A 25,779-nucleotide genomic window follows, 5' to 3' on the forward strand; every position below is an offset into this window, starting at 1 on the left:
AGTTTAACCCGCCGCCGGGCGGTTTGAACGCTGGCCGGATGGCCAGGCTGCGGCGGGCCGGTTGCCGGCGCCTGCGGCGAGATTTGACAATGCGCTAATGTAGGGTCCGCAGACTCTTTTCTATTTGAATCCGGCCCTGATCGAATGCTCGACACTCAGTGAGTGGAGGGGCGGGTTCCGCGCCAAAGGCGCATCGCTTTTCTAGGCGAACGCCGGAAACGAGCACAGCCCAGCTCCACTCCACGCCCGCCCGATCAGCGCTTGAACATCACCTTCGCTGTTTCGAAGTCGATCGGAGACGAGGTGTGCTCGTGAATGATCTTCCACCGGTCGCCCTTGTTGCGCAGCGTAACAGTCAACCGATTGTCCAGCGAGCGCAAATCCGCGCCATCCTCGTCCACCGCTTTGTATGTCACAAACGCGTGGACAACGGCGAGATCCTGCGCGGCGATGATTTGCACATTGCTGAAATCGACGATGACACGCTCGGTCCCCAGCGAGTCGAACCAGTGCGCCGCCATGCTCCGCCAGGACGCGATACCGTTGTAGGACCACATCCCCCACATGTCGAAGACCAGCACGTCCTCGTCGTACAGCGCGATGAACGCGTCGACGTCTTTTGCGAACACCGCGGTTTTGTAGTCCTCCAGGACCTGCAGGACCGGATTGTCGAGCTTGATCACTTGGTTCTCTCCTGAGTGCGATGGCGATGGCGGGTAGAGCCCGGGCGGAACGGTAAAACCGCTGCTCTCGACCGGTTGCTTGCAAGGCTACGACGATCGGCAAGCCGCAGGATCGACGTCCGCTAGAAAAAATCTGCAAACTCGGGACCGGAGCGTTGTCGAGTTTCGCTGCGGGCCCGGACAACCCGTTCACGCAGATTCCGAATCCGGCAACAACACCTCGCGATCCAGCGAATTACATTTCACCATTTTTCCGTGCGTTACAGAACGTGTTGCTGATTCGACATGGATGAATCGAATTGTTTAAAAGAAAGGTGGTGAAATATTAAATGGAATTTCGTTAATCAAGCCGCTCGACATTCATGCTAGGCTAGAACTGCTTGATACTCCGGGAATGGCTTCCTATCAGGCACATGGGGTGCACTCGCGAGAGGAGTGCACCCCATTTTTTTGATCGGTTTGTTACGAATTTCAAGTATCGTATTGAAATGAAAGAATCGGATGGTTGTAAAGATGCAACGTAAAAGGATCTGAAACACAGTATTGAGAAAAATGCGATATTCTCCGCGACTCGATAACAACCGATATTCGGTTAACGGAGAAGTAATGAAGAAACTGGCATTGTCCGCCCTCTCGCTGGCGATTCTCGGCTGCGCGGGTACGGCCTACGCACAGAGCAGCGTGACGCTCTACGGCTTGATCGACGCAGGCATCACCTACACGAACAACCAGGGCGGTTCGCGCAACATTCAGGAAACCAGTGGCGCTGTGAACGGCAGCCGCTGGGGCCTGCGCGGTTCGGAGGACCTGGGTGGCGGCCTGAAGGCAATCTTCACGTTGGAAAACGGCTTCAACATCACGAACGGCAAGCTCGGCCAGAATAGCCTCGAGTTCGGCCGCCAGGCATTCGTCGGCCTGTCGAGCGAGCAGTACGGCGCCGTCACGCTCGGCCGTCAATATGACTCCGTGGTCGACTACCTGGCCCCGCTGGCCCTGACCGGCACGTCGTCGGGCGGCACCCAGGCTGCGCACCCGTTCGACAACGACAACCTCGACAACTCGTTCCGCATCAACAACTCGGTCAAGTATTCGAGCGTGAACTACGGCGGCCTCAAGTTCGGCGCGCTATATGGTTTCTCGAACGACGCGGGCAGTTTTGCAAAGAACCGCGCCTACAGCCTGGGCACCTCGTATAACTACGGTCCGTTGAACTTCGCCGCCGGCTACATGGAATTGAACAGCGCGGGTACGACGCTCAATTCGAGCGGCGCGGTCACCAACGATGCGACCTTCGCGGCCGGCACGCAACGCACTTACGGCGCAGGCCTGAACTATGCCTTCGGTCCGGCGATCGTCGGCTTTGTGTTCACGCAGACCCACCTCGACAACGCAACCGGTATCGGCGCGTCGGCCTCGGGTACGTCGTCCGGCCTGACGCTGACCGGCGGCAGCGCGCGCTTTACGAACTACGAAGTGAATGGGCGCTACAACATTACGCCGGCATGGTCGCTCTCGGGCGCCTACACGTTCACCGATGCGCACATCGACGGTGTGAGTCCGAAATACAACCAGATCAGCCTGCAAACGGCGTATGCGTTTTCCAAGCGTACGGACGTCTATCTGATGACCGTGTATCAGCATGTCAGCGATACCGGCAGTTCGGGGCTGACGGCTGACATCAACGGCCTGAGCGCATCGTCGTCGAGCAGCCAGGTGGCCGCTACGATCGGTCTGCGTCACCGCTTCTAACGCCTGCCTCCCGCGGCGTGAAGCAAAAAAAGACCCGGCGCAATGCCGGGTCTTTTTGCTTGTGCGGACGGCGCCGCTTGCGCGGCAACCGCACCGGTCAGAACTTGTACGTCGCGCCAATCTGGGCGAAGCGGCCCACATACGTGTAGAGCGACGTGTCGTAGCCCTGTTGCCACAGCGGACCGTCCGCCCAGACCGCGTCGAACGGCGGCACGCGATTGAAGATATTGTCGATGCCGCCGTACAGCGTCCAGTGCTTGAAGCCCGTGTAGGTCACCATCAGGTTGAACTGGCTATATGACCCCATGCTGGTGCTTTGCGGCGTCGGCGTCGGGATGTACGTGAAGGTCTGCGTGTACGGTCCCGTGTACTGCCACGTCAGCGAGGTGCTCCACTTGTGATACGCCCAGTTCAGGGTCGTATTGCCCTTCCAGCGCGGGAACGCGGCGCCGAACGGTTCATTGAGCGCGAGGTTGTTACCCGCCGCGTTCACCGTCTGACCATTCAGCGTGAACTTGAACGACTGGACATAGGCCCAGTCCCCCGACAGCGTGAACGTACCGAACGCCGTCGGCAAGGACTGGCGGAAGGTGGTTTCGAAACCGGTCGTATTGAGTCCGCCGAGGTTCTGATACTCGAAGGTCTCGTATTCGGGCGTGGTCGTGCCCGGGTAATAGACCGTCGACGATGGCTGGTCGATGCCGATCACGTTGCTGATGTGAATCCGGTACCAGTCGAGGCCGACGTCGGTCGTGCGGGTCGGCGACAGTTCAAAGCCAATGTTGTAGTTCTTGGTGCGTTCAGGTTTCAGGTTCGGATTGCCTGACGTCAGCGCCGTGACGGAGCCGGACTGATTGATCACGAGCGCCATGTTCTGCGAGGTGCTGTCCTCGACAAAGGTCGGCGCACGGAAGCCGCGATCGTAGGAGGCGTACGCCGTCAACGCCTTGACCGGCTGCCAGCGCAGGGCGAAACGCGGCGAGAAGGCGCCGCCCACATCGCTGTAGTGATCGTAGCGGCCCGACTGGCTAAACGTCAGGTTCTTGATGATCGGGATGTCGAACTGATAGTACACCGCAGCAACGTTACGCTGGCCTTGCACCTCTTCCTCATCAGGGGTGAGGACCAGACCTTCCGCATACGCCGCGCCCTGGCTAAGGGACTCGCTCTGATGGAAGAACTCGGCGCCCAGACCGAGGCCCACGTCGCCCGTGGGCAGATGGAACAGCGTCGGGGTCGAGATCGTCGCATCGAGCGTATCGAGCTTCGAGACGGCGATATTGTTCGCATCCATGTAGAGGCCGTTCAGCCCGTTCGGCGTAGCGGACGGATTCGCGAAGTCGAAGGTGCCGTTCTGGTAGATGCTGTTCAGAACGCTGACGTTCAACTGGTTCGAGTACGTATTGGAAACGTCGCTTTGCGAATGGGTGTACGTGGTCGCCCAGTCCCAGTCCCCGTTCGGCAACGTGAGCGTACCTTTGACGCCCGTGGCTGCCCGCCAGTAGTTGGCGTTCGTCGTTTCCGACACGGAGTGGGGGAACGAATAGACGAGCGGAGTCGCTACGCCGTACGGGTTGTACGGGTTGCTTGCCGGCACCGTGTTGTTGAACAGCGAGAACGTCTTCGTCGAAGGGTTGTACACCAGCGACGAATTGGTCCCGCCGACGGTGTTATTCCAGACGCCGCCACCCTGCACGCTGTTGTTGTTGCTTTCCCAGAGATCGACGAATGCCGTGGTCGTATCGTTGATCTTGAACTGCGCATCCACCTTCGCGCTCAGACGCTGGCTCCACGGTTCAATGGAGAAGCCGTTCCCGGAATACAGTCCGCAGACCGTGCCGGTTGTCTGGCCGTAGAAGACCGAGGTGAAATTCGTGCTGGCCGGTTTGACCGAGCTGCCGTACGGGCACGAACTGAGCGCCTGGGCATTGCCCGTGGTGGGATTGGTCCAGTATGAAGGCGCAAGCATCGACATGCCGCCGGGCTGACCCGTGAAGTCCATCGACGAGGTCGAATCGCGATCGGCCAGCGTGGAGCCGTTGTCTCTGACGAAGCTTGCGGATGCCGTCACGTTATAGCCGTCCGAGGTGAGATTGCCGAAGCCGCCGAGCATGCTGAACTTCGCCGTGCCATTGCCACCGCCGCCGTCGGTGGAGCCGCCATAGCTGCTATCGAGCTGCAAGCCCTGGAAATTGTGCTTCGTGATGATGTTGACCACGCCCGCGATCGCGTCCGAGCCGTATTGCGACACGGCGCCGGTCTTGACGATTTCGATGCGGTCGATCGCGTTGAGCGGCAGCGTGTTCAGGTCGAAGAACGTATCGACGCCGTTCGAAAAGAATGCGAACGGCGCAACCCGCTGTCCGTCGATCAATACCAGCGTGTACTTTTCGCTCAGGCCGCGCAACGCCATGCCCGATGCGCCGGCCGCAAAGTTGTTGGACTCGGCTTCGCTCCAGCTATCGGCCGAATTGGCGCTGGTGCTGCGCAGGAAGTCGGACACGCTGTTGGCGCCGCTATCCTGGATGTCCTTGGCCGTGACCGTCTGGACCTGGTTGAAGCCGACCTTGTCGGCGCTGCGGATCAGCGATCCGGTCACCTCGAAACGCTTGAGCTGGGCGACGCCGTTGTTCGTCGTTCCCGAAGCAGCGGGCGTGGCGCTATTCTGCGTCGTCGCGGCAGCGGTGGGTGCGGCGCCTGTGGCCGAGCTTGCTGCGGCAGCCGTTGCTGCGGCAGCCGTTGCCGAAGGCGTCGAATTGTCGAGCGTAGCCGGTTGGCTCTGCGCGAACGCGGATGTGCCGAATGTGGTGCCAAAAGCCGCCGAAAGCGCTATTTCAGCCCAAAGTATTTTTCTGATGGCTGACGCCAAAGTCTTCTGTTTCATGGTTTCCCTTCACTCTTGTCAGTAAATCAAACCCATTGCGCGACTCTCGACGGATTGCGCGCGGGCATTTTTTTTCGACGTCAGGCGGTGCGTAATTTTTCGATTCACTCGCCCTGTACTTCGGCACAACACAAACAACAACCCCTCACATGCAATCTGATTACATTAAAATTTAGTAGGATTACTAAAGTATTTCGAAACGCTTAAGGCGGATGAGGCAAGCGACGCTCGCAGAGCGTCGCCGGCGCGGGATCTAGTTAGCGGGAACCCCGTCTTTCCATTGCGCCCAGTGCTTGACGATGGCGTTGACGAGTGGTGAACCGGCCAGATAGAGGTTGTCTATCGCGGGAACGAAGCCGCCCTGTTGCTGGTAGTCCAGAAGGTTGTCGACGTTCGATACGCCTTGCGGCGGGCGATCGAAGTCCGATCCCGAGCGCAGGACCGCAACCCGGCTGGTGTCGGCGAGCCCAGCGGCGGCGGCCCGTTTGATCACCTCGAAGGTCGCGTTGTCTTCCTGCTGGGTGGTGCAGTACGTGCCCTTGCCGTCGGTCAGCAGTTTGGTCCAGTCGCGTGCGCGTTGCCCCAGGGCTTCACCGGAGAACCACGTATCGCCCGCGAGCGTGTCGCACTGGATGACCGCAGGCGGCTGATTGGCCGGCGCATACGTGTATTTCGCGCGGTAGGCCTGGGCGGCCGGACTATCGGTGAGCGTCACGTTGCGAGAGAGCAGGTAGGCTCTTTGCAGCAATGCTTCGTTTAGCTGAAAGACCTCGGTGTGGTAGTCCAGCGGGGGCTTTTCTGTTTCACTTCGGGTGTTGATCCCGAGATAGCCGGATTTCCAGCTACTCGGGATTTCGCGCGCATCGAGCTCCCACTGGATGCCGAAATCCACCAGATACCGGGCCCACGCGGCCGAACCGAGCGTGCCCTGGGCCGGATCGATGCCGGCGATCCCCGATATGAGGAAGTAGCTCTTGTGCAGATCGAACTTGTGCGAATAGATCAGCGCGGCCATCGAGGCGGCGGCGTTCGCATGGCCCATGCCCGTGGTGAGGACGCATACGTCGTCGCGGTTGCAATGGACGGCCGGGTAGTCGGGCGATAAGCCAGGGACGGTGATTGCCTCTGTGTGTCCAAGATGATCGAGCCATGTTTTTCCTTCCGGCCCGAACATCGAGATGATGAGTACCTTGACGGGACGCGGCGTGGAAGCGGGTTGCGCAGCAGAGGCGCCCGTTTGAATGCCGCATGTGAGCCCCGCGCAAACAAGAATCTGAAGCAGTTTGTTTTTATACATGACGTCGTTAAATGATTGTAATTCGGCTGGATTGCCCAGCTTCGTGCCCGAGTGCCCAATAGTCGTGCGCAGATGCCGCAGTTATGTCAGTCAACTAAGCAAACGGTCAGCTTTTGTGGTGCGCCGGGACAATGGGGAGGGCTATAAGCACGGCACATGCCAATGCTTGCCCAAAGACGCGCGTTGTTTGTGATTCCCGGTATAAAGGAATCGATATGAATGATCGGCCCTGATGCAGGACGTGCGCTGGATTGGTCAATCCAGCGGTGGGGAAGGGGTGGACCGGGCGCAGCAGAAGCGCTCAGGGGCGGGGTAGCTTGAAGGGGGGAGGGGGCGTTAAGAGGGACCCCCACCTTTGCTGTCCGGCAAGCTGACGGGCGCGATAGCGAGGGGCTCGCCACGCCCGTTAGCGAACACAACGACTACTCTTCGACCAGCGCCCGCATGTCGACCTTGCGCGCGTTCGCCACGCTCCTGCGCCTCGCCAGCCACATCATGAAGGTGATGAAGGTGCCGAATACCACGATGATCCAGGGCACCGGGAGCCTCGCCGTCAGCAGCACCGCGTACAAACCGAGCATCAGCAGCACGGCCAGATTCTGGTTGAAATTCTGCACCGCGATCGAATGACCGGCTGAGAGGAGAGTGGCGCCGCGATGCTGCAGCAACGCATTCATCGGCACGATGAAGAACCCCGACAGCGCACCGAGCAGGATCATCAACGGGTAGGCGAGCACGATATAGATCGGCGTAACGAAAGGACCGACTCGAAATCCCATGCCCTGGGGGAACAGCCCCTTGCTATAGAACGCCATCGCGATCGCCACAGCACCCGTGACGATGCCGACCGGCAGCACCTTTAACGAACTGCGCAGCGGCACCAGCGTTGCGGCCGCCGCGGCGCCTACCGCAATCCCGAGCCCCGTGATCCCCTGCATCACGGCCGCCTTCGAAAGCGACAGCCCCAGATTCACGTCGGCCCACTTCAACACCAGCAACTGCAGCGTAACCGCGCCGCCCCACATCAGCGTGGTCACCCACAGTGCGATCTGCGCGAGCTTGTCGGCCCATAACACGTTGAAGCAATGCGTGAAATCGCCGACCAGTTTCTTCGGCTCCTTGAGGCGATTCGGATAGCGCGCGCCGGTGTCGGGGATGCCCACATTGATCGCCGCCGCGATCGCATAGGTCACCATCACCGCGAACATCGCCAGATCCGCCGCGGAGTGAATCAGCGGCAGCCGCGCATGCGTCACGAAGTTGGTCGCGTACGTGCTGATCAACGCACCGCCGAGCATGGTCCCGACGATAGTCGAAAGCACCGTGGCCGATTCCAGCCATGCGTTCGCCGCGACCAGCCGGTCAGCGGGCAGCAATTCAGTGAGGATGCCGTACTTGGCAGGCGAATAGGCCGCCGCGCCGAAGCCGACAACGCCATAAGCGATCATCGGATGCACGCCGGCAATCATCAGCAGGCAGCCGCTTGCCTTCAGCGCGTTCGAGACGAACATCACGTGGCGTTTTTGCAGCGCATCGGCAAAAGCGCCGACAAACGGCGCCAGCAGCACGTACGAGACCGTGAAGAAGATCTGCAGCAGCGGTGTCACCCAGGCGGCCGAGCGGATCACCGAGAGCAGCGCGATCGCCGCGATCAGCAGTGCGTTGTCGGCCAGCGACGAGACGAACTGCGCCGCAATGATCGTATAGAAGCCTTTTTTCATGAAGCAATTCGGGATGCTGCGCGGGATCGCGCGCCAAAAGTACGACGGCACGAGGAAAGCGGATGCCGGCGCGGCTTGTCGCTTTGTAGCATGAAGCGCTCCGGCGTGCCGGCGGCGCGGCATGCAGCCGGTGGCGCCGCCGGCCTTGGCGAGCCGCGGCGCCGGCGCCAACAAAAAAGCGGCCGAAGCCGCCTGGTGGGTGTGACAGCTTTACGCCGCCTGCTGCTTCGTGCGGCTATAGCGCGAGAGGATCGGCACCATCTGTGCGTACACCTTCGGATTGCCGGCGACGATTTCACCGACGTGCAGGAAGTCCGAATCGCCCGTGTAATTACCCACCAGACCGCCGGCCTCGGTGATCAGCAGGCTGCCGGCCGCCATGTCCCAGGCATGCAGGCCCTGTTCGAAGAAGCCGTCGAGGCGGCCCGCGGCGACGTTCGCGAGATCGAGCGCGGCCGCACCCGGTCGGCGCAGGCCGGCGCAGGCTTCGGTCATTTCCTTGAAGAGACGCCCGTAGGCGTCGAGACCGTCGGTTTCGCGGAACGGGAAACCGGTGCCGATCAGGCCGTCGGCGAGGCGGTCGCGGCGGCCGACGCGGATGCGGCGGTCGTTCAGGAACGCGCCGCGCCCGCGCGAGGCGGTAAACAGGTCGTTGCGGTTCGGGTCGTAGACGACGGCCTGGGTCACGATGCCCTTGTGCGCGAGGGCGATGGACACGCAGTAGTACTGGAAGCCGTGGATGAAGTTCGTGGTGCCGTCGAGCGGGTCGATGATCCACTGGTATTCGGACTCGTTGTCCGACTTGCCGGATTCTTCGGCGAGGATGGCGTGATCGGGGTAGGCGGTCTTCAGCGTATCGATGATCGCGGCTTCCGACGCCTTGTCGACCTCCGTGACGAAATCGTTGTGCTGTTTCTTGCTGACCTGGACCAGGTCGAGATCGAGCGATGCCCGGTTGATGATTTGCGCGGCGCGGCGGGCGGCCTTGACGGCGATGTTGAGCATGGGATGCATGAGCCTGGATCCTTGTGCCGGGGCAGCGCGGCTGCTTACCGGTAATGAGCTGAAATTGAGCTGTAAATCAGCCGCAACTGCGCAGCTGAAACAACACGGAACCGCCCCTTGACAGGCGTTCCGTCGACGGAGACGAATTGAATAAGAACGAGGCGCTCGTGCGAAGACGGCGCAATAGGCGTGATTTTACCCGACTCCGGGGTTCTCCGGCAGCGCACCGCGCAAGGCGGGTAGGTTCGCGGGCGCGGTTGGCGCTACCATAGGGGTCTTTAGCTCCCCATTTTCATCGTGGCCCAACCCCACAATCCGTCTTCGTCCTCCCTGCCGTCCGAGATCTGCGGGCCGGACAGCGCTGCGCCGGTGCGCGGCGGTTTTACCTCCACCCGTTTTGTGCTCGTCGAACCCAGTCACCCCGGCAATGTCGGCGCGGCGGCACGCGCGCTGAAAACCATGGGTTTTTCGCGTCTCGTGCTGGTGGCGCCGCGCGTGCCGCATGTGCAGTCCGATCCCGAGGCCATCGCCATGGCGAGCGGCGCAGACGATGTGCTGGCCGGCGTCCACGTCGTCCCCACCTTGGCCGATGCGCTCAATGGCGTGCACTGGTCGGTGGCGCTGACGGCCCGCGCGCGCGAATACGGGCCGCCCCAGCTCGTGCCGCGTGCCGCGGCGGCGCACGCGTGCGAGCACGCGGCGCATGGCGACATCGCGCTGGTGTTCGGCAACGAGCGCACGGGGCTGTCCAACGAAGATGTCGAGCGCTGCAGCGTGCTCGCGCATATTCCGGCCAACCCGGCTTACAGCTCGCTCAATCTGGCGCAGGCGGTGCAGGTGCTGGCGTATGAGTTGCGCACCGCGTACCTCGGCGCGGGCAGCCTGGCCGGCGCGAGCGGCGCGGCTGCCGGCGGCGCCGAAGGGCAGGGCGCAGCGTACTCGCTTGCGCCTAGCGACGATATCGAAGGCATGTATGCGCACCTCGAAAGCGCGCTCGTCGCGCTCGAATTTCTCGATCCGGCCAATCCAAAGAAGCTGATGTCGCGTCTGCGGCGGCTGTTTGCGCGCTCCGGGCTCGAGCGCGAAGAGGTGAATATCTTGCGCGGCATCGCCAAGCATATTCTGCTCAAGGTGAAGCAGCCGGGCGACGGCGCTTCCTGAGCGCCTCAGACTTGCCGCTTACGTGTCAGGCCAATCCCCCAATCCCCCCAAGGGGATTTCCTTTGGGGCGGGGACTTCTTGCCGGGCGGGAAACTTGGGGCGGCCCGGCGTTTCCTTGAAAGGTCGGCGCACGGTCCGCTACTGCCTCGCCATCCCTGACGACCTTGCCGGGAGCGGGGACATCCGGCAGGTTTGCCGCAATCGCCCTACAATTGCTCGAAACGTTCTAAGCAAAGCTGCCGATGTGCTAACCGGCAGCGCCGTCGTACGCCGCGAGGCGGCGACTCCTCCCCACGAAAGCGTCACTGCCATGTTCACGAGACTTCGCGAAGACATCGCTACGATCCGCGAGCGCGATCCCGCCGCCCGCAGCGCCTGGGAAGTCCTGACCTGTTATCCGGGGCTGCACGCGCTGGTGCTGCACCGGCTCGCCCATGCCTGCTGGCGGGCGAGGCGCCGCTGGCTGGCGCGCTTCGTCTCGCAACTGGCGCGCTTCCTCACGGGCATCGAGATTCACCCCGGCGCGACGGTGGGACGCCGCGTGTTTATCGACCACGGCATGGGTGTGGTGGTCGGCGAGACCGCGGAAATCGGCGACGACTGCACGATTTATCAGGGCGTCACGCTCGGCGGCACGTCGCTCACGCGCGGCGCCAAGCGCCATCCGACGCTCGAGCGCGGGGTGATCGTCGGCGCCGGCGCCAAGGTGCTGGGCGGCTTCACGATCGGCGCGGAGGCGAAGATCGGTTCGAATGCGGTGGTGGTGAAGCCGGTGCCTGCGGGCGGCACGGCGGTGGGCAATCCGGCCCGGGTGATCGTGCCGGCTGCGGCGCCCGCGGCAGGGGCGACCGGCGCTCGCGGTGCACAGGCCGGCGCGCCGGCGCGCGGCGCCTTCTGCGCCTATGGCATTACGCCGAATGCCGACGATCCGGTGTCGCTCGCCATCCATGGGTTGATCGACCATGCAGCGACGCAGTCGCAACGCATCGACGAAATCGTCGCCGCGCTGGAGCGTCTGGGCACCAGTCTCGAAGCGCTGCAGGGCGCGGATGCGGCGCTGCTCGATCTGCGGCGTTTGTCTGCGGCAATCGCAGGGAAGGTCGATGGCGTGGCGGCTGAAAGCTGAGCGCACGGCTCAGTCAGTCTGCGAAGTCCTAGAGCCCGCGAGTGGGCGCCGACCCAGGATGCCTTCGCCGCTTGCGGTTCGCGAACGAGCGGGTGGCACCGGGCAGTCCCATCAATCCAGCGGCAAAGCCTTGATCCCTTCGGCATCGACCCGTAGATAGCCGCCACGGCGTTCACCGTGATCGAGATCCCAGTCCGGCAGCACCCAGCGCGTGCCGCCGGGTTCGCGATGGTGGGCCGGCCGGTGCGTATGACCATGCACGATCGTGGCCGTCCCCGTCTCCTTGAACAACGCCGCAACGCCTTCGCGCGTCACATCGTATTTGGGCGAGACCGGCCGTGAGCGGCCTTCCTGACTCGCCGAGCGCATCCGTTCGGCCAGCGCCCGGCGCCATCTGAACGGTGAGGCGAGAAACAGCATCTGGGCGAAACGGCAGCGCGCGAAGCGGCGAAACTGGATGTAGGCGCGGTCCGCGGTGCAGAGCGCGTCGCCATGCGCGAGCGCGATACGCATGCCGAATGCCGTAATCACGAACGGGTCCGGCAACCAGATCGCGCCGGCTGCTTTCATGAAGCGCTTGCCCAGCAGAAAATCGCGATTGCCGTGCATGATGTAGAGCGCGATGCCGCGCTCGGACAACGTGTGCATCAATGCCGTCATGCGGGCGACGAACGGATCGCTCAACATGTCGTCACCGATCCAGTACTCGAACAGGTCGCCGAGAATGAAAATGGAGTCGGCCTGTTCAGCCGTGACGCGGACAAAGTGCTCGAAAGCGGCGACCGTGCGCGGCACCGCCTCGCTCAGATGCAGATCCGAGATGAAAAAAAACGGGCGTGCGGCGTTCGGGCGTTGGCCCTCGCCAGGCACGCCCGCAGCGACGCTTCGCAGCGGCGTATCTTGCAGCATTGAAGAGTGCCTGAGTGCAGTTGCAGTAAATGCTATCGCTCGATGGTGCGCCGGGCGTCAGCGCATGGCAGCCGCCGCTGACGCCCGCCCAGGTGCTTACTCGACGATGACCGCTTTTTCGATGATCACGTCGTCGACCGGCACGTCCTGATGGAAGCCCTTCGAACCCGTCTTCACCGACTTGATCTTTTCGACGATGTCGAGACCTTCGACCACCTTGCCGAACACGGCGTAACCCCAGCCTTGCGGCGTCGGCGACGAGTGGTTCAGGAAGTCGTTGTCGTTCACGTTGATGAAGAATTGCGCCGTTGCCGAATGCGGATCGTTGGTGCGCGCCATCGCGATCGAGCCGGTGACGTTCTTCAGGCCGTTGTTCGCTTCGTTGGTGATTGGCGCTTCGGTCGGCTTTTGCTTCATGCCGGGTTCGAAACCGCCGCCCTGGATCATGAAGCCGTTGATCACGCGGTGGAACACCGTGTTGTCGTAATGACCGGCCTTCACGTAGTTGAGGAAGTTCTCGACCGACTTCGGCGCCTTTTCGGCGTCCAGTTCGAGTTTGATGACGCCGTGATTCGTGTGCAGTTCGACCATGATGGAATCCTTTGATGAACGGGTGGGTGGAAGGCGCGGCGCATCGAACGAGGGGCCGCGCCGGAGCGTGAGCGGTGCAAGGGCGGTGAGCGCCTGCCTCGCCGGCGGGTGCGCTTGCTAAGCTTACTTGCTGACGACCGTAGCCGATTCGATCACGATCGGCGTTTGCGGCACGTCGGCCATCGGGCCGCGCGTGGTGGTCGGCGTTGCTTCGATCTTCTTCACGACATCCATGCCGGAGGTGACCTTGCCGAACACGGCGTAGCCGTTACCGTCCTGGCCCGGATAGTCGAGGCCGGCATTGTCCGCGGTGTTGATGAAGAACTGCGCCGTGGCCGAATCCGGATCGCTGGTGCGAGCCATCGCGATCGCACCCACGACGTTCTTCAGACCGTTGCGGCTTTCAAGCGGAATCGGCGCGCGCGTCGGCTTTTCCGCGTAGCTCTGCGTAAAGCCACCGCCCTGGATCATGAAGCCGGGAATCACGCGATGGAAAATCGTGCCGCTGTACTGGCCGGATTTCACATAGTCGAGGAAGTTCGCGACGGTCTTCGGCGCCTTCTCGGGGTACAGCTCGACGCGAATGTCGCCGTCCGTGGTCTTGAAGAGGACGGACGGATGCGCAGCCGGCGTAGCGGACTGGGCAAAAGCGGGTGCGTTCGCGATCAGGGCGGCGCTACCGAGCGCCAGCATCAGCCATTTCATGAAGATCCTCAGGGTGGAAAAAACGTTGGCGACGAGTGTACGGCAGCGGCGCTTATTGCGACGGCGCCATATACGGCGGCATGGCGAGCGAACCGTTCGCACCGCCGAACTGGAAGCTTGGCGACTCCGTTATGTTGGAGGTGGCGCGGTTCGTGTAGTCGTCCGGCGCGGCAACCTTCTTGACCGGTTTCGCGCTGCTCGGCGGCGGCGAGATGATCTTCTGGATGTCGGCGAGGCGCTGCTGGGTCGGACCGCTTGCATGGCCGAGATTTTGCGCGCGCTGGTAGGCGGAGTCGGCGAGCCGCAAGTACAGGTCGCCGAGATTCTCGTAGGCGAGGCCGTAGTCGGGGTTCGCCTTGGTGGCGGTTTCGAGCGCCTCGCGGGCTTCCGTATACCGGCCGTGCTTGGCATACAGCGCCGCAAGGTTGTTGTACGGCTCAGGCAATTCCGGGTAAGTCTGCGTCAGCGCGATGAACGCCTGGATCGCCTCGTCGTCGCGATTCAGGTGAGCCAGCACGGTGGCGCGCTTGAACTGCGCCTGCGCGTCGCGCGGATTGGCGGCGATGCGGGCGTCCAGTTGCGTGAGCGCGGCGTTCCAGTTTTTCTGCGCGATCGAGGCGTCGATTTCCGGTGTGCCGTCGCGCACGGCGGGGCCTTGCGAGAACGTAGGGGACTTCTGCGCGTACGCGGGGACGCCCGGCAACAGCATGACGGCGAGGCCGCACAGGGCCGTCGCGGCGAGGGTCGCGGCGCTTCGCGCGCGGCCGCTGGAAGGTTTCATAGGCTCAAGTCTGGATGTTATACTCCGACCCATTCTAACAAAAGGTCTGCGCGTTCCGTTGAACCACAGACTGTCTTTTCGCCACTCGTGGTCGTCTCCGCCTTGATCGCAGCCTGACCGCCGCACCAGGTGCGCCGGTTTGCTGCTGTATGCGCCCAGCCGTTTTGTGCTGACGCCCGGTACTGACGCTTTGTGCTGAGATACTGAGCTGGTACCGAACGGCCACGGCGCGCACGAAACACATTGCGGATTTCTTTCGGCCCACGCATCGTCTCTATGGAATCACTGCGCATCTACAACACGCTCGCGCGTGAGAAGCAAACTTTCGTGCCGCTGCAAGAGGGCGTCGTACGGATGTACGTCTGCGGGATGACGGTGTACGACTATTGTCACATCGGTCATGCACGCGTGATGGTCGTGTTCGATATCGCACAACGCTGGCTGCGCACGCTCGGCTACAAGGTCACCTATGTGCGCAACATTACCGATATCGACGACAAGATCATCCGCCGCGCGGTCGAAAACGGCGAGACGATCAAGTCGCTGACCGATCGTTTCATTGCCGCTCTGCACGAAGACGCGGACGCGCTCGGCATCGAGCGGCCCGATCTCGAACCGCGCGCGACGGAATATATTCCGCAGATGCTCGGCATGATCGCGAAGCTGGAAGCGAACGGCTATGCCTATCAGGCGAGCGACGGCGACGTTAATTATGCGGTGCGCAAATTTTCTGGCTACGGCAAGCTGTCGGGCAAGTCGCTCGAAGACCTGCGGGCCGGCGAGCGCGTTGCGGCCAACGACGCGAAGCAGGATCCGCTCGATTTTGTCCTTTGGAAACAGGCCAAGCCGGACGAGCCTGCCGACACGGGCTGGGATTCGCAGTACGGGCGCGGCCGTCCCGGTTGGCACATTGAATGCTCCGCGATGGGCTGCACGCTGCTCGGCGATCATTTCGACATTCATGGTGGCGGGCAGGACCTGCAGTTTCCGCACCACGAAAACGAAATCGCGCAAAGCGAAGGTGCGACGGGGCAAACGTTTGTCAATTACTGGATGCACAACGGCTACGTTCAGATCGACAATGAGAAGATGTCGAAGTCGCTCGGCAACTTCTTTACGATCCGGGAAGTGCTGGCGCAGTACGATGCTGAAGTGGTGCGTTTTTTCATCGCGCGGGCGCACTACCGCTCGCCGTTGAACTACAGCGACACGCATATCGACGACGCGCGCAACGCCCTCACGCGTTTGTACACGTCGTTGAAAGACGTGGCGCCGGACGACGCCGGGCTCGACTGGAACGAAGCGCACGCGCAGCGTTTCCAGGCGGCCATGAATGACGACTTCAACACACCGGTGGCAGTCGCGGTGTTGTTCGAGCTGGCAAGTGAAGTGAACCGCACGCGCGATCCCGCGCTGGCCCGGCAACTGCGAGCGCTCGCGCGCATCATCGGACTGCTTGGCCGGGAGCCGCGTGCATTCCTGCAGCAGGCTGCGGGCAGTGCAGGTGAAGGCGCGCTCGATGCCGCCGCGATCGAAGCGAAGATCGCCGCGCGCGTGGCCGCCAAGCAGGCGAAGGACTATGCGGCAGCAGACCGGATTCGGGCCGAATTGCTCGAGGCCGGCGTTGCACTTGAAGACAAACCGGGCGGGTTGACCGAGTGGCGGCGCGTGTGAGCGCACCTCGTACTTCCCTTTGATCGACTCGCCAGGCAGGAGGCAGGATGGCAACGGCCACGAAGACGCCGGCTAAACGGGCCGCGTCTCAAACAAGCGCGGCAGCCGCAGTGAAACCGGTTCGCGCGCGTAACGGCAGCGCGGCGAAAGCGGCGCCCGCATCGGCGAAGGTCGCCGGCAAGGCAGGCAGTACCGCAAAGAAGACACCGGTGAAGCGTGCGCTCAACGGCGCCTCGGCGCACGCGCCAAAGCCTGCCAAGCAGGTCCGGCCGGCGAGAGCAACGCGTGCCCCGCGCGCGAAACCGCACAGCGGCAACGGCGCGCTGCCGGCCGAACTCGCCGACGAGGCGCAGCAGCTCGCGCGCGACACGCTGCATGACGGTGAAGTCGTGCGCAAAACGCGTGCACTCGACGACACGGAAGTCGCCGTGCCGGTGCAGGTCGGCGGCCTCACGGCGGAAGTCTCGCGCCCCGACTACTGGGACAGGGCCTGCGCCGACCTCGTCAAGCGCGACCGCATTCTCAAGAAGCTGATTCCGAAATTCGGCCCGGTGCATCTGCTGAGCCGGGGCGACCCGTTCGTGACGCTCGCGCGTTCCGTGGTGGGACAACAGATTTCAGTCGCTTCGGCACAGGCGGCCTGGCAGCGCGTCGAAAGCGCGTGTCCGAAGCTCGTGCCGCAACAGTTCATCAAGCTGGGGCAAGACAAGCTGATGGCCTGCGGCCTGTCCAAACGTAAGGCGGAATACATTCTGGATCTGGCCGAGCACTTCGTCTCGGGCGCCTTGCACGTCGGCAAGTGGACCTCGATGGAAGACGAGGCCGTGATCGAAGAGTTGACGCAGATCCGCGGCATTGGCCGCTGGACCGCGGAGATGTTTTTGATCTTCAACCTGTCGCGCCCGGATGTCCTGCCGCTTGACGACCTCGGCCTGATCCGCGCGATCAGCGTCAATTATTTCAGCGGTGAACCGGTCACGCGCAGCGAAGCGCGCGAGGTCGCCGCGAACTGGGAGCCGTGGCGCACGGTCGCGACCTGGTATATGTGGCGTAGTCTCGATCCGTTGCCGGTCGACTATTGAACTGATCTGATGCGATGCCGCCTCAAGGCTATCGATTTTGCCGAGTCGATAGTTTAGAGGTGGTTTTGACAGCGGCGGTCGCGGTTAGAATACGCGCTGCCTGGTAAGTCCAAGGATTAAAACCAATGAAGACCACTTTTCTGGATTTCGAGCAGCCGATCGCGGAACTCGAAGCGAAGATCGAAGAATTGCGCTTCGTGCAGGACGATTCGGCCGTCGATATTTCGGAAGAAATCGAGCGGCTGTCCAAGAAGAGTCAGCAACTCACCAAAGATCTGTACGCGAACCTGTCGCCGTGGCAGGTTTCGCAAATTGCCCGTCATCCGCAGCGTCCGTATACGTTCGACTATGTGAGCGAACTGTTCACCGATTTCCACGAACTGCACGGCGACCGTGCGTTCGCGGACGATCTGGCGATCGTCGGCGGCTTCGCGCGTTTCAACGGTCAGGCTTGCATGGTGATCGGCCACCAGAAGGGGCGCGACACCAAGGAGCGCTCGCTGCGCAACTTCGGCATGCCGCGCCCGGAGGGCTATCGCAAGGCGGAGCGCCTGATGCGCCTCGCCGAAAAATTCGGCCTGCCGCTGTTCACGTTCATCGACACGCCGGGCGCCTATCCCGGCATCGGTGCGGAAGAGCGCGGCCAGTCGGAAGCGATCGGCCGCAATCTGTATGTGATGGCCGAACTGAAGACGCCGATCATCTCGACGATCATCGGTGAAGGCGGTTCCGGCGGCGCGCTTGCCATCGCCGTGGGCGACAGCGTGCTGATGCTGCAATTCTCGACCTATTCGGTGATTTCGCCGGAAGGCTGCGCCTCGATTCTGTGGAAGAGCGCCGCGAAGGCGCCGGAAGCGGCTGAAGCGCTCGGTTTGACCGCGCATCGTCTGAAGGCCCTCGGCCTGATCGACAAGATCGTCAACGAGCCGCTCGGTGGCGCGCATCGCGATCCGAAGGGCATGGCCGCCATGTTGCGCCGTGCGCTGGCCGATTCGCTGCGTCAGTTCCATGGCATGAGCATCCCGGACCTGCGTCAACGCCGCTTCGAACGGCTGATGGCGTACGGCAAGTTCAAGGAAACGACGCCGGGCGCATAAGCCGGCCCGTCTTCCCATTCCAGGGCGCCGCGCGCCTTCTCGCCGTGACTCACGCCGCTAACTCTCCTGCCGAGCACCTCGTTCTCGAGGCGCTCGGCGTGGCGCTTGCCGCGCTGCCTGCTGAGTCTGACGGCGCACGGATTGCGGTGGCGTTCAGCGGCGGCGTCGACTCCAGCGTATTGCTCGATGCCGTGGTGCGCGTGGCCGGAGCGTCGCGCTGCTTGGCGCTGCATGTCCACCACGGCCTCAGTCCCCATGCGGATCAGTGGCTCGCGCATTGCGAGGCGTTCGCGCGCGAGCGCGGCGTTGCATTCGCGGCCGAGCGTGTGGAAGTGGCGCGCGACCCAGGCGTGAGTGTCGAAGCGGCCGCGCGTGAGGCCCGCTACCGCGCGCTCGACGCGCTGTGCGCGCGGCACGGCGCGGCAACGTTGTGGCTCGCGCAGCATGCCGATGATCAGGCCGAAACGGTGCTGTTGCAGTTGCTGCGGGGGGCAGGGCTGGCGGGGCTTGCTGCGATGGCCCCCGAGTACTTGCCGGCGGGCGCCGGCGTCACGCGAGTCCGGCCGCTGCTGCATTTGTTGCGCGCGCAACTTGAGCGGTACGCGGCGGCGCGCTCGCTCGCGTGGGTCGACGACGAATCGAATGCCGACACGCGCTATGCGCGCAATGCCTTGCGTCATGACGTGCTGCCGGCGCTGGCCGTGCATTTCCCGGGCTATCGCGATGCCCTGGCGCGTACCGCGGGCCACGCGGCCTCCGCGCAACGTCTGCTCGATGAGCTCGCGCGCCTTGACATGGCGTCTGCCGCTTGCGACGAGGGCCGCGCGCTCGCGCGCGATGCGTTGCTCGCGCTCGACGACGACCGTGCGCTGAACCTGCTGCGTTTCTGGATGCGCTCGCTTGGCCTGCCCGCTGCATCGACGGCGCGTTTAACCGACGCGCTGCGGCAACTGCGCGAAGTGGGCGCGGCGCATAGTCTGCGCGTCGATCACGTCGGTCAGGCGCTGCGCAGCTATCGCGGACAAATCTACTGGGAAGCGGGCGACAGCGCGGAGCCTGGCGATGAAACTGCGCTGGTGGCGCGGGCGCTCGCGCAACTCGCCTGGCAGGGCGAATCGATCTGGCGTCTGCCGCAATGGCGCGGCACCTTTGTGTTTGCCGAAACGACAGCGGACGACCCGGCTGCCGTGCCAATCGCGCTCCTCGAGGCAGCGCCTCTCACAGCCCGTTCGCGCCGCGGCGGCGAGCGCATGCGCACGAACGCACAGGGTGCGAGCCGAACCCTCAAGAACCTGTTCCAGGAGCAGGGCGTGCCGGCGTGGAAACGCGACGTGCCGCTGCTGTTCGCCGGCGACACGCTGCTGTTCGTGCCGCTGCTCGGCGTGAACCGGGCGGCGTGGCCAACGCAGGGTGATGCCGGCGCTGCGCAGGGGGAACGGGGCTATGTACGGATCGATTGGCGCGAGGATCTGCTGATCGCCTGACCGGCCGGCCCGATACCCGCGGCGCAGCCCCGATGTGCCGCCGCAGCACGGCGACGCCGCGAACCAGGGCGCAACGCCTTTGCGCACAAGCCTTTGCCGTGCTTATTGCGGGGATTTCGGCTTGTCTTTTTGCGCCCGATCGGGTACGTTAACTTGTTTGCCCGAAGCCGCTATTGCCGTCATTTTGATGCGCTTTTGCTGTTTTCCGGCCGTTTTCTGTGTTTCCCGGCGACCATAAGCCACCGGGGAGCCGCCAGCCAGCGGCCTTTGGCGATTCCTCGCGGGCAAATCCGCGCGTGCTGCACGTGCGCTGCATCTACGCCGCCACCCTTCACACTTCGCCGTCGTTCCTGAAACGTTGCGCTCTTGTGCCTTGGTGCGGTCGTCTCCAGCGCGGCAGCGCGGTTACTTCTCCAGTTCAGAACGACAATGGCACTCATCGTACATAAATACGGCGGTACTTCGATGGGCTCGGTCGAGCGCATCAAGAACGTCGCGAAGCGCGTCGCGAAATGGCACAAGGCCGGTCACAAGATGGTCGTGGTGCCCTCGGCGATGTCCGGCGAAACGAATCGCTTGCTCGGCCTCGCAAAAGACATTTCGGCCCAGCCGAGCCCACGCGAACTCGACATGATTGCCGCCACCGGCGAACAGGTCAGCTCGGGCCTGCTCGCCATCGCGCTGCAGGAAGCGGGCGTCGACGCGGTCAGCTACGCCGGCTGGCAAGTGCCGGTCAAAACCGACAGCGCGTTCACCAAGGCGCGCATTAGCGAAATCGACGGCGAGCGCGTGATGCGCGATCTCGACGCCGGCAAGGTGGTGGTGATTACCGGTTTCCAGGGCGTCGATCCGGAAGGCCACATCACCACGCTCGGCCGTGGCGGTTCGGACACCTCGGCGGTCGCCGTGGCTGCCGCGCTGAAGGCGGATGAGTGCCTGATCTATACGGACGTCGACGGTGTCTATACCACCGACCCGCGCGTGGTCGAAGAGGCGCGCCGGCTCGACTGCGTGACGTTCGAAGAAATGCTGGAGATGGCAAGCCTGGGTTCGAAGGTGTTGCAGATCCGCTCGGTGGAATTCGCCGGCAAATATCAGGTGAAGACGCGTGTGCTGTCGAGCCTGACCGATCCGCTGATCCCGCTCGAAGCCGAAATGACCTCGGGCACCCTGATTACTTTTGAAGAAGACGAGACCATGGAAAAAGCAGTCATCTCGGGCATCGCGTTTCAGCGCGACGAAGCACGTATCGCCGTGATGGGTGTACCCGACAAGCCGGGCATCGCCTACCAGATCCTCGGACCGGTGGCGGATGCGAACATCGACGTCGACATGATCATCCAGAACCAGAGCGTCGAGGGCAAGACGGCCTTTACGTTCACGGTGGGCCGCGGCGATTACCAGCGTGCCATGGACATTCTCACGGGCCAGGTGAAGGACCATGTGAAGGCCGAGCAGGTGCTGGGCGATCCGAAGGTGTCGAAGGTCTCGGTGGTCGGCGTCGGCATGCGTTCGCACGTCGGTATCGCGAGCACGATGTTCCGCACGCTGTCGGAAGAGGGCATCAACATCCAGATGATCTCCACCTCCGAAATCAAGATTTCGGTGCTGATCGACGAGAAGTATATGGAGCTCGCCGTGCGCGCGCTGCATAAGGCGTTCGAGCTGGATCAGGCGTAATTTGCGTTAAAAAACGGGACGTACAAGAGCGTCCCGTTCGCGCTTCATGCGTTCGCTTGTGCGTTGTCTGCGGCCAATGTGAAGGAATTGCGTCGTCAATGGCAAATCTGGCACAAAAAATGTGCCGTAGACATTGACCTTCGCGGTTCGGGCCGCTATTATCTTGGCTTCGTCGCGCTGACTCCCTGCGCGACAGAAAGTTTGGGAGACGTGGCCGAGAGGTCGAAGGCACTCCCCTGCTAAGGGAGCATCTGGGCCAAAACCTGGATCGAGGGTTCGAATCCCTCCGTCTCCGCCAGCAATGGCGGCGGAACCCCAAGAGATCGCGGTCTCTTGGGGTTTTGTTTTTCCGGGCCCGAGTTTGTCGATTCGGATGAACTCATCCCACTGAGCCGAGGTTGCGCATGTCACGAAATACTGACATTCGCGCATGCGTCGAATATGTTTCGGATGCCAAATCAACTTTGCATTCGATGCACGGCGCGGACCTCGCCACTGCCCGCGTCGCGCTTCGGCAAATCATGCCGTACCTTGGTTGGCCCACGTGCCGCCACCCCCAACATCCACGCCACATGTGTTACGGCCGCGTCCGTTTTTCACCGAAACATCGTCCCTTGTAACCAGACGTAACGTAGCGCTTCAGAGTGCGATGTTGTGCATCAGTTCTTACAAACTTGAAATACGCGGAGCATCTCCTTGCGTTATATTGCAGCCAACAAACACACCACACTTGTTAAAAAGGTGAATTCCATGAAGTCCGCTCGTCTTGTTCCGCTTCTGATCGGGGTTCTCGCGCTGGGCGCATCGGGTGCAGCAATGGCCGGCGTGAGCGTGGGTGTCAATATCGGTATCCCGGCGCCGGTGTACGTCGCTCCGGCGCCTGTCTACGCGCCGCCGCCGCCTCCGCCGCCCGTCGTTTATGCGCCGGCGCCGGTGTACTACGGCGGTCCGGCGATCGTGATCGGCTGGCATGGCGACCGTTACTGGGACGGCCGCCGCTATTGGGGGCGCGACGAATGGTATCGCCGTCACCCGCCGGGCGGGTATGGCGACCGTGGTGGCTATCGCGATCACGACCACGGTCACGGCCACTGGAATTAAAGAGCCGGATAGCGCAGTTTTCCTGGCGCTAGAAGCTAAAAAAAACCGCCTCATGGGGCGGTTTTTTATTGGGTGCGTAAAACGCGCGCCGTAGAGGAGGGCGCTCTGCCAGACGCGCTCGCTTACTCCGCGACCGCGGCCATGCCGCCGATCACCGAGTTGAAGCCGCTGTCGACGTGCAGGATTTCCGCCGTCACGCCGGCCGCCAGATCTGACAGCAGAAACGCCGCCGAATTGCCGACCTGTTCGATCGTCACGTTGCGCTTGAGCGGGGCGTTGCCTTCGACGAAATCGAGGATCTTGCCGAAGCCCTTGATGCCGCTTGCCGCCAGCGTCTTGATCGGGCCGGCGGAAATGCCGTTGACGCGCACGCCTTTCGCGCCGAGCGAAACGGCCAGGTAGCGCACGCTTGCTTCGAGCGAAGCCTTGGCGAGACCCATCGTGTTGTAGTTCGGAATCGCGCGTTCGGCGCCGAGGTAGCTCAAGGTCAGCAGCGCCGCGTCCTGCGACAGCATCGGCAGTGCTGCCTTGGCGAGCGCCGGGAAGCTATACGCCGAAATATCGTGCGCAATACGGAAGTTTTCGCGCGTCATGCCGTCGAGGAAGTCGCCGGCAATCGCTTCGCGCGGTGCAAAGCCGATGGAGTGGACGAGGCCGTCGAGGCTGTCCCAGCGTTCCTTCAGCGAGGTGAAGAGCGCTTCGATCTGCGCGTCGTCTGCGACGTCGCAAGGGAAGACCAGATCGCTGCCGAATTCGGTTGCGAACTCGGTGATGCGGTCCTTGAAACGCTCGCCGACATACGTGAACGCGAGTTCTGCGCCTTCGCGCTTGCAAGCCTGCGCAATGCCGTACGCGATCGAACGGTTCGACAGCAAGCCGGTCAGCAAGATTCGTTTACCAGCGAGGAAGCCCATGAATTCTCCTAATGAAGTCAACGCGCCGCGAGCTCAGATGTGCGGGATCGCGCGGGATTATTGGGTAGAATTCTCTCACATTGCAACGGCCCACTGGCCTCCCACTGACCTATTAGGCCCTTATGACAACTGGCTCGCGACGGGTTCAAGCAGATGGCGCAGGCTGGCGCGCCATGATAAAAACGATCTCGCGTGTCCGTTCGCAGGGTGCAGGAAGTGGCCTGGCAAGCGGCCTCGCAGCGGCACTCATCCTGTTCGGGGCCACGGCGGCGTTGCTCGCGGCGCAACCGGCGCACGCCTCCTACGCGATCGCGCAGTACGGCGAGCCCAAGTATCCGGCGGATTTCAAGCACTTCGACTACGTCAACCCGGACGCGCCCAAGGGCGGCACGCTGGTGCTGGCCAATCCGGACCGGCAAACCAGCTTCGACAAGTTCAACCCGTTTACGCTGCGCGGCAACGCGGCCCCGGGCATGGACTTTCTGTTCGAGAGTCTAGCCACCGGGAGTTCCGACGAGGTCGCCAGCGCGTACGGCCTGCTGGCCGACGACATCCGCGTAGCGCCGGACGGACTGTCGACCACATTCCATATCAATCCGCACGCGCATTTTTCGAACGGCGATCCGGTGACCGCCGAGGACGTCAAGTTCTCGCTCGACACGCTCAAGAGCCCGCAGGCAGCGCCTGCCTATGCCTCGTATTTTGCCGACATCACACGTGCGGTGGTGGTCGATCCGCAGACCGTGCGTTTTGAATTCCGCCAGCGCAACCGCGAGTTGCCGTTGCTGGCCGGCGGCATTCCGATTTTTTCGCACAAGTGGGGCGTGAAGCCCGACGGCACACGCGTTCCGTTCGACCAGCTCACGTTCGAAAAGCCGATCGGCAGCGGCCCGTATCTGATCGAGAGCTACAGCAACGGCCGCACGATTACTTACCGGCGCGATCCGAACTACTGGGGCGCGACGCTGCCGGTGCGGGTCGGCATGAACAACTTCGACCGTATCACCTACAAGCTGTATGCGGACGATACCGCGCGCCGCGAGGCGTTCAAGGCGGGCGAGTACGACACGATGGTCGAAATGGTCGCGCGCAACTGGGTGCGGCGCGATGTCGGCAAGCCGTTCGACAACGGCGACCTGATCAAGCGCGAATTTCCGCAGCACAACGGCAACGGCATGCAGGGCTTCGTTCTGAACCTGCGCCGGCCGATGTTCCAGGATGTGCGGGTGCGCAAGGCGCTCGATCTTGCGCTGGACTTCCAGTGGCTCGACCGGCAACTGTTCTACAGCCAGTACACGCGGATCGACAGTTATTTCGTGAATACCCAGTGGCAGGCAGCCGGCACGCCCAGCGCGGGCGAACTGGCGTTGTTGAACCCCTGGCGCAAGGAGCTTGACCCGGCGGTGTTCGGCACGATGCCGAGGCAGCCCGATACCGATGCGCCCGGCTCATTGCGTGCGAACCTGTTGCAGGCGCGGGCGCTGCTCGCCGAGGCCGGCTGGGTTTATCGCGACGGCGCGCTACGCAATGCGAAGGGGCAGCCGTTCGAGTTCGAAATGCTCGACGACTCGTCAGGCGCCGCTGTGTGGCCGCCCGTCATCGCCACCTACCAACGCAATCTGGCCAAACTCGGGATCACCTTGAACTATCGCACGACGGATTTCGCGGTGTATCAGAAGCGTCTCGATGCATTCGAGTTCGACGCGACGATCATCAAGTTTCCCGACGAGCAGGTGCCCGGCACCGATCAGTTGGAGCGGTTCGGCAGCAAGTCGGCCGACGTGCCGGGTTCCAGCAATCTGGGCGGCATCAGGTCGCCGGCCGTCGATGCGATCCTGCACGCGCTGGTGCAGGCGCAAACGCTCGAACAGCTCACCGATGCGTCCCGGGCGCTCGACCGGATGCTGATGCATGGCTACTATGTGATTCCGCAGTGGTACAGCCCAGTGTGGCGGGTGGCGTTCAAGCGCGGCATGGCCTGGCCCAAAACCTTGCCGCTGTACTATTCACCGAATGACTGGATTCCGTCGTCCTGGTGGTTCACGCCCGAGGCCGCTGCCAAGCCCTGACGTTTCGCTGCGGGCCGATACCCCGATACCCGCCATATCAACGCTTTCGTCCGCGCACCGGAAACG

General features: G+C 62.7%; 20 protein-coding genes and 1 tRNA gene. 11 read left to right on the top strand and 10 right to left on the bottom strand.

The features are described 5' to 3' along the window. Positions 1 to 254: 254 nt before the first annotated feature. Positions 255 to 683, bottom strand: coding sequence for a YybH family protein (locus AC1ECK_RS33010; RefSeq protein WP_480326884.1), 429 nt, complete (start codon positions 681 to 683; stop codon positions 255 to 257). 606 nt (positions 684 to 1,289) lie between these two features. On the opposite strand from AC1ECK_RS33010, the gene AC1ECK_RS33015 reads away from it, so the two are divergent. Next, positions 1,290 to 2,432 (top strand): porin, encoded by a 1,143-nt coding sequence (locus tag AC1ECK_RS33015; RefSeq protein ID WP_480326886.1) that lies wholly within the window; start codon positions 1,290 to 1,292, stop codon positions 2,430 to 2,432. 97 nt (positions 2,433 to 2,529) lie between these two features. Here AC1ECK_RS33015 and AC1ECK_RS33020 read toward each other — a convergent pair whose 3' ends face one another. The 4 genes from AC1ECK_RS33020 to AC1ECK_RS33035 form a co-directional block, all read right to left on the bottom strand. Next, the gene (locus AC1ECK_RS33020) at positions 2,530 to 5,316 is read right to left on the bottom strand and encodes a TonB-dependent receptor (RefSeq protein WP_480326888.1); all 2,787 of its coding nucleotides are present in this window, start codon (positions 5,314 to 5,316) and stop codon (positions 2,530 to 2,532) included. Positions 5,317 to 5,569: 253 nt separating this feature from the next. Then, positions 5,570 to 6,613, bottom strand: coding sequence for a purine-nucleoside phosphorylase (locus AC1ECK_RS33025; protein WP_480326890.1), 1,044 nt, complete (start codon positions 6,611 to 6,613; stop codon positions 5,570 to 5,572). Positions 6,614 to 7,035: 422 nt separating this feature from the next. Then, on the bottom strand, positions 7,036 to 8,334 hold the full coding sequence (lplT, locus tag AC1ECK_RS33030; protein WP_480326892.1) for a lysophospholipid transporter LplT: 1,299 nt from the start codon (positions 8,332 to 8,334) through the stop codon (positions 7,036 to 7,038). 210 nt (positions 8,335 to 8,544) lie between these two features. Then, positions 8,545 to 9,348, bottom strand: a complete 804-nt coding sequence (locus tag AC1ECK_RS33035) for an inositol monophosphatase family protein (RefSeq protein WP_480326894.1) — start codon at positions 9,346 to 9,348, stop codon at positions 8,545 to 8,547. A gap of 321 nt (positions 9,349 to 9,669) precedes the next feature. Here AC1ECK_RS33035 and AC1ECK_RS33040 point away from each other — a divergent pair, with 321 nt between their 5' ends. Further along, positions 9,670 to 10,500, top strand: coding sequence for an RNA methyltransferase (locus tag AC1ECK_RS33040; protein ID WP_480326941.1), 831 nt, complete (start codon positions 9,670 to 9,672; stop codon positions 10,498 to 10,500). 310 nt (positions 10,501 to 10,810) lie between these two features. Continuing rightward, positions 10,811 to 11,626 carry a serine O-acetyltransferase gene (gene cysE / locus AC1ECK_RS33045; RefSeq protein WP_480326896.1) on the top strand — a complete coding sequence of 272 codons (816 nt, stop codon included), beginning with the start codon at positions 10,811 to 10,813 and terminating at the stop codon, positions 11,624 to 11,626. A gap of 111 nt (positions 11,627 to 11,737) precedes the next feature. Here the strand turns inward: cysE and AC1ECK_RS33050 are convergent, their stop codons facing one another. The 4 genes from AC1ECK_RS33050 to AC1ECK_RS33065 all read right to left on the bottom strand — a co-directional run bounded on the left by AC1ECK_RS33050 (position 11,738) and on the right by AC1ECK_RS33065 (position 14,612). Next, positions 11,738 to 12,535 (bottom strand): UDP-2,3-diacylglucosamine diphosphatase, encoded by a 798-nt coding sequence (locus AC1ECK_RS33050; RefSeq protein WP_480326898.1) that lies wholly within the window; start codon positions 12,533 to 12,535, stop codon positions 11,738 to 11,740. A 96-nt stretch (positions 12,536 to 12,631) separates the two neighbouring features. Continuing rightward, positions 12,632 to 13,126, bottom strand: coding sequence for a peptidylprolyl isomerase (locus tag AC1ECK_RS33055; protein ID WP_137955542.1), 495 nt, complete (start codon positions 13,124 to 13,126; stop codon positions 12,632 to 12,634). A 123-nt stretch (positions 13,127 to 13,249) separates the two neighbouring features. Further along, entirely contained in the window at positions 13,250 to 13,831 is a 582-nt protein-coding gene (locus AC1ECK_RS33060; RefSeq protein WP_480326900.1) for a peptidylprolyl isomerase, read from the bottom strand. A 52-nt stretch (positions 13,832 to 13,883) separates the two neighbouring features. After that, a complete protein-coding gene (locus tag AC1ECK_RS33065) occupies positions 13,884 to 14,612 on the bottom strand; it encodes a tetratricopeptide repeat protein (RefSeq protein WP_480326902.1) in 729 nt (242 codons plus the stop codon). 276 nt (positions 14,613 to 14,888) lie between these two features. Here AC1ECK_RS33065 and cysS point away from each other — a divergent pair, with 276 nt between their 5' ends. From cysS to AC1ECK_RS33100, 7 genes are all read left to right on the top strand, one after another. Next, positions 14,889 to 16,286, top strand: coding sequence for a cysteine--tRNA ligase (cysS, locus tag AC1ECK_RS33070; RefSeq protein WP_480326904.1), 1,398 nt, complete (start codon positions 14,889 to 14,891; stop codon positions 16,284 to 16,286). Positions 16,287 to 16,333: 47 nt separating this feature from the next. Beyond that, positions 16,334 to 17,368, top strand: a complete 1,035-nt coding sequence (locus tag AC1ECK_RS33075; RefSeq protein ID WP_480326906.1) for a DNA-3-methyladenine glycosylase family protein — start codon at positions 16,334 to 16,336, stop codon at positions 17,366 to 17,368. Between the two features lie 125 nt (positions 17,369 to 17,493). Then, positions 17,494 to 18,465: an acetyl-CoA carboxylase carboxyltransferase subunit alpha gene (locus AC1ECK_RS33080; protein WP_090685318.1), complete on the top strand. Its 972-nt coding sequence runs from the start codon at positions 17,494 to 17,496 to the stop codon at positions 18,463 to 18,465. 44 nt (positions 18,466 to 18,509) lie between these two features. Then, a complete protein-coding gene (tilS, locus tag AC1ECK_RS33085) occupies positions 18,510 to 19,949 on the top strand; it encodes a tRNA lysidine(34) synthetase TilS (RefSeq protein WP_480326908.1) in 1,440 nt (479 codons plus the stop codon). 429 nt (positions 19,950 to 20,378) lie between these two features. Continuing rightward, positions 20,379 to 21,629 carry an aspartate kinase gene (locus AC1ECK_RS33090; protein WP_480326910.1) on the top strand — a complete coding sequence of 417 codons (1,251 nt, stop codon included), beginning with the start codon at positions 20,379 to 20,381 and terminating at the stop codon, positions 21,627 to 21,629. A gap of 204 nt (positions 21,630 to 21,833) precedes the next feature. Then, positions 21,834 to 21,927, top strand: a tRNA-Ser gene (locus tag AC1ECK_RS33095). Positions 21,928 to 22,379: 452 nt separating this feature from the next. Next, on the top strand, positions 22,380 to 22,730 hold the full coding sequence (locus AC1ECK_RS33100) for a hypothetical protein (RefSeq protein WP_480326912.1): 351 nt from the start codon (positions 22,380 to 22,382) through the stop codon (positions 22,728 to 22,730). Positions 22,731 to 22,852: 122 nt separating this feature from the next. Here the strand turns inward: AC1ECK_RS33100 and fabI are convergent, their stop codons facing one another. Next, on the bottom strand, positions 22,853 to 23,644 hold the full coding sequence (fabI, locus tag AC1ECK_RS33105) for an enoyl-ACP reductase FabI (RefSeq protein WP_480326914.1): 792 nt from the start codon (positions 23,642 to 23,644) through the stop codon (positions 22,853 to 22,855). Between the two features lie 173 nt (positions 23,645 to 23,817). On the opposite strand from fabI, the gene AC1ECK_RS33110 reads away from it, so the two are divergent. Then, positions 23,818 to 25,713 (top strand): extracellular solute-binding protein, encoded by a 1,896-nt coding sequence (locus AC1ECK_RS33110; RefSeq protein ID WP_480326916.1) that lies wholly within the window; start codon positions 23,818 to 23,820, stop codon positions 25,711 to 25,713. Positions 25,714 to 25,779 lie beyond the last annotated feature (66 nt).

This window comes from Paraburkholderia sp. SSBN10T (genome assembly GCF_056619545.1).

Coding starts and splice junctions, on each gene's coding strand:
- AC1ECK_RS33015 (WP_480326886.1), top strand. CDS start 1,290: ATGAAGAAACTGGCATTGTCCGCCCTCTCGCTGGCGATTCTCGGCTGC.
- AC1ECK_RS33020 (WP_480326888.1), bottom strand. CDS start 5,316: ATGAAACAGAAGACTTTGGCGTCAGCCATCAGAAAAATACTTTGGGCT.
- AC1ECK_RS33025 (WP_480326890.1), bottom strand. CDS start 6,613: ATGTATAAAAACAAACTGCTTCAGATTCTTGTTTGCGCGGGGCTCACA.
- lplT (WP_480326892.1), bottom strand. CDS start 8,334: ATGAAAAAAGGCTTCTATACGATCATTGCGGCGCAGTTCGTCTCGTCG.
- AC1ECK_RS33035 (WP_480326894.1), bottom strand. CDS start 9,348: ATGCATCCCATGCTCAACATCGCCGTCAAGGCCGCCCGCCGCGCCGCG.
- cysE (WP_480326896.1), top strand. CDS start 10,811: ATGTTCACGAGACTTCGCGAAGACATCGCTACGATCCGCGAGCGCGAT.
- AC1ECK_RS33050 (WP_480326898.1), bottom strand. CDS start 12,535: ATGCTGCAAGATACGCCGCTGCGAAGCGTCGCTGCGGGCGTGCCTGGC.
- AC1ECK_RS33055 (WP_137955542.1), bottom strand. CDS start 13,126: ATGGTCGAACTGCACACGAATCACGGCGTCATCAAACTCGAACTGGAC.
- AC1ECK_RS33060 (WP_480326900.1), bottom strand. CDS start 13,831: ATGAAATGGCTGATGCTGGCGCTCGGTAGCGCCGCCCTGATCGCGAAC.
- AC1ECK_RS33065 (WP_480326902.1), bottom strand. CDS start 14,612: ATGAAACCTTCCAGCGGCCGCGCGCGAAGCGCCGCGACCCTCGCCGCG.
- cysS (WP_480326904.1), top strand. CDS start 14,889: ATGGAATCACTGCGCATCTACAACACGCTCGCGCGTGAGAAGCAAACT.
- AC1ECK_RS33075 (WP_480326906.1), top strand. CDS start 16,334: ATGGCAACGGCCACGAAGACGCCGGCTAAACGGGCCGCGTCTCAAACA.
- AC1ECK_RS33080 (WP_090685318.1), top strand. CDS start 17,494: ATGAAGACCACTTTTCTGGATTTCGAGCAGCCGATCGCGGAACTCGAA.
- AC1ECK_RS33090 (WP_480326910.1), top strand. CDS start 20,379: ATGGCACTCATCGTACATAAATACGGCGGTACTTCGATGGGCTCGGTC.
- AC1ECK_RS33100 (WP_480326912.1), top strand. CDS start 22,380: ATGAAGTCCGCTCGTCTTGTTCCGCTTCTGATCGGGGTTCTCGCGCTG.
- fabI (WP_480326914.1), bottom strand. CDS start 23,644: ATGGGCTTCCTCGCTGGTAAACGAATCTTGCTGACCGGCTTGCTGTCG.
- AC1ECK_RS33110 (WP_480326916.1), top strand. CDS start 23,818: ATGATAAAAACGATCTCGCGTGTCCGTTCGCAGGGTGCAGGAAGTGGC.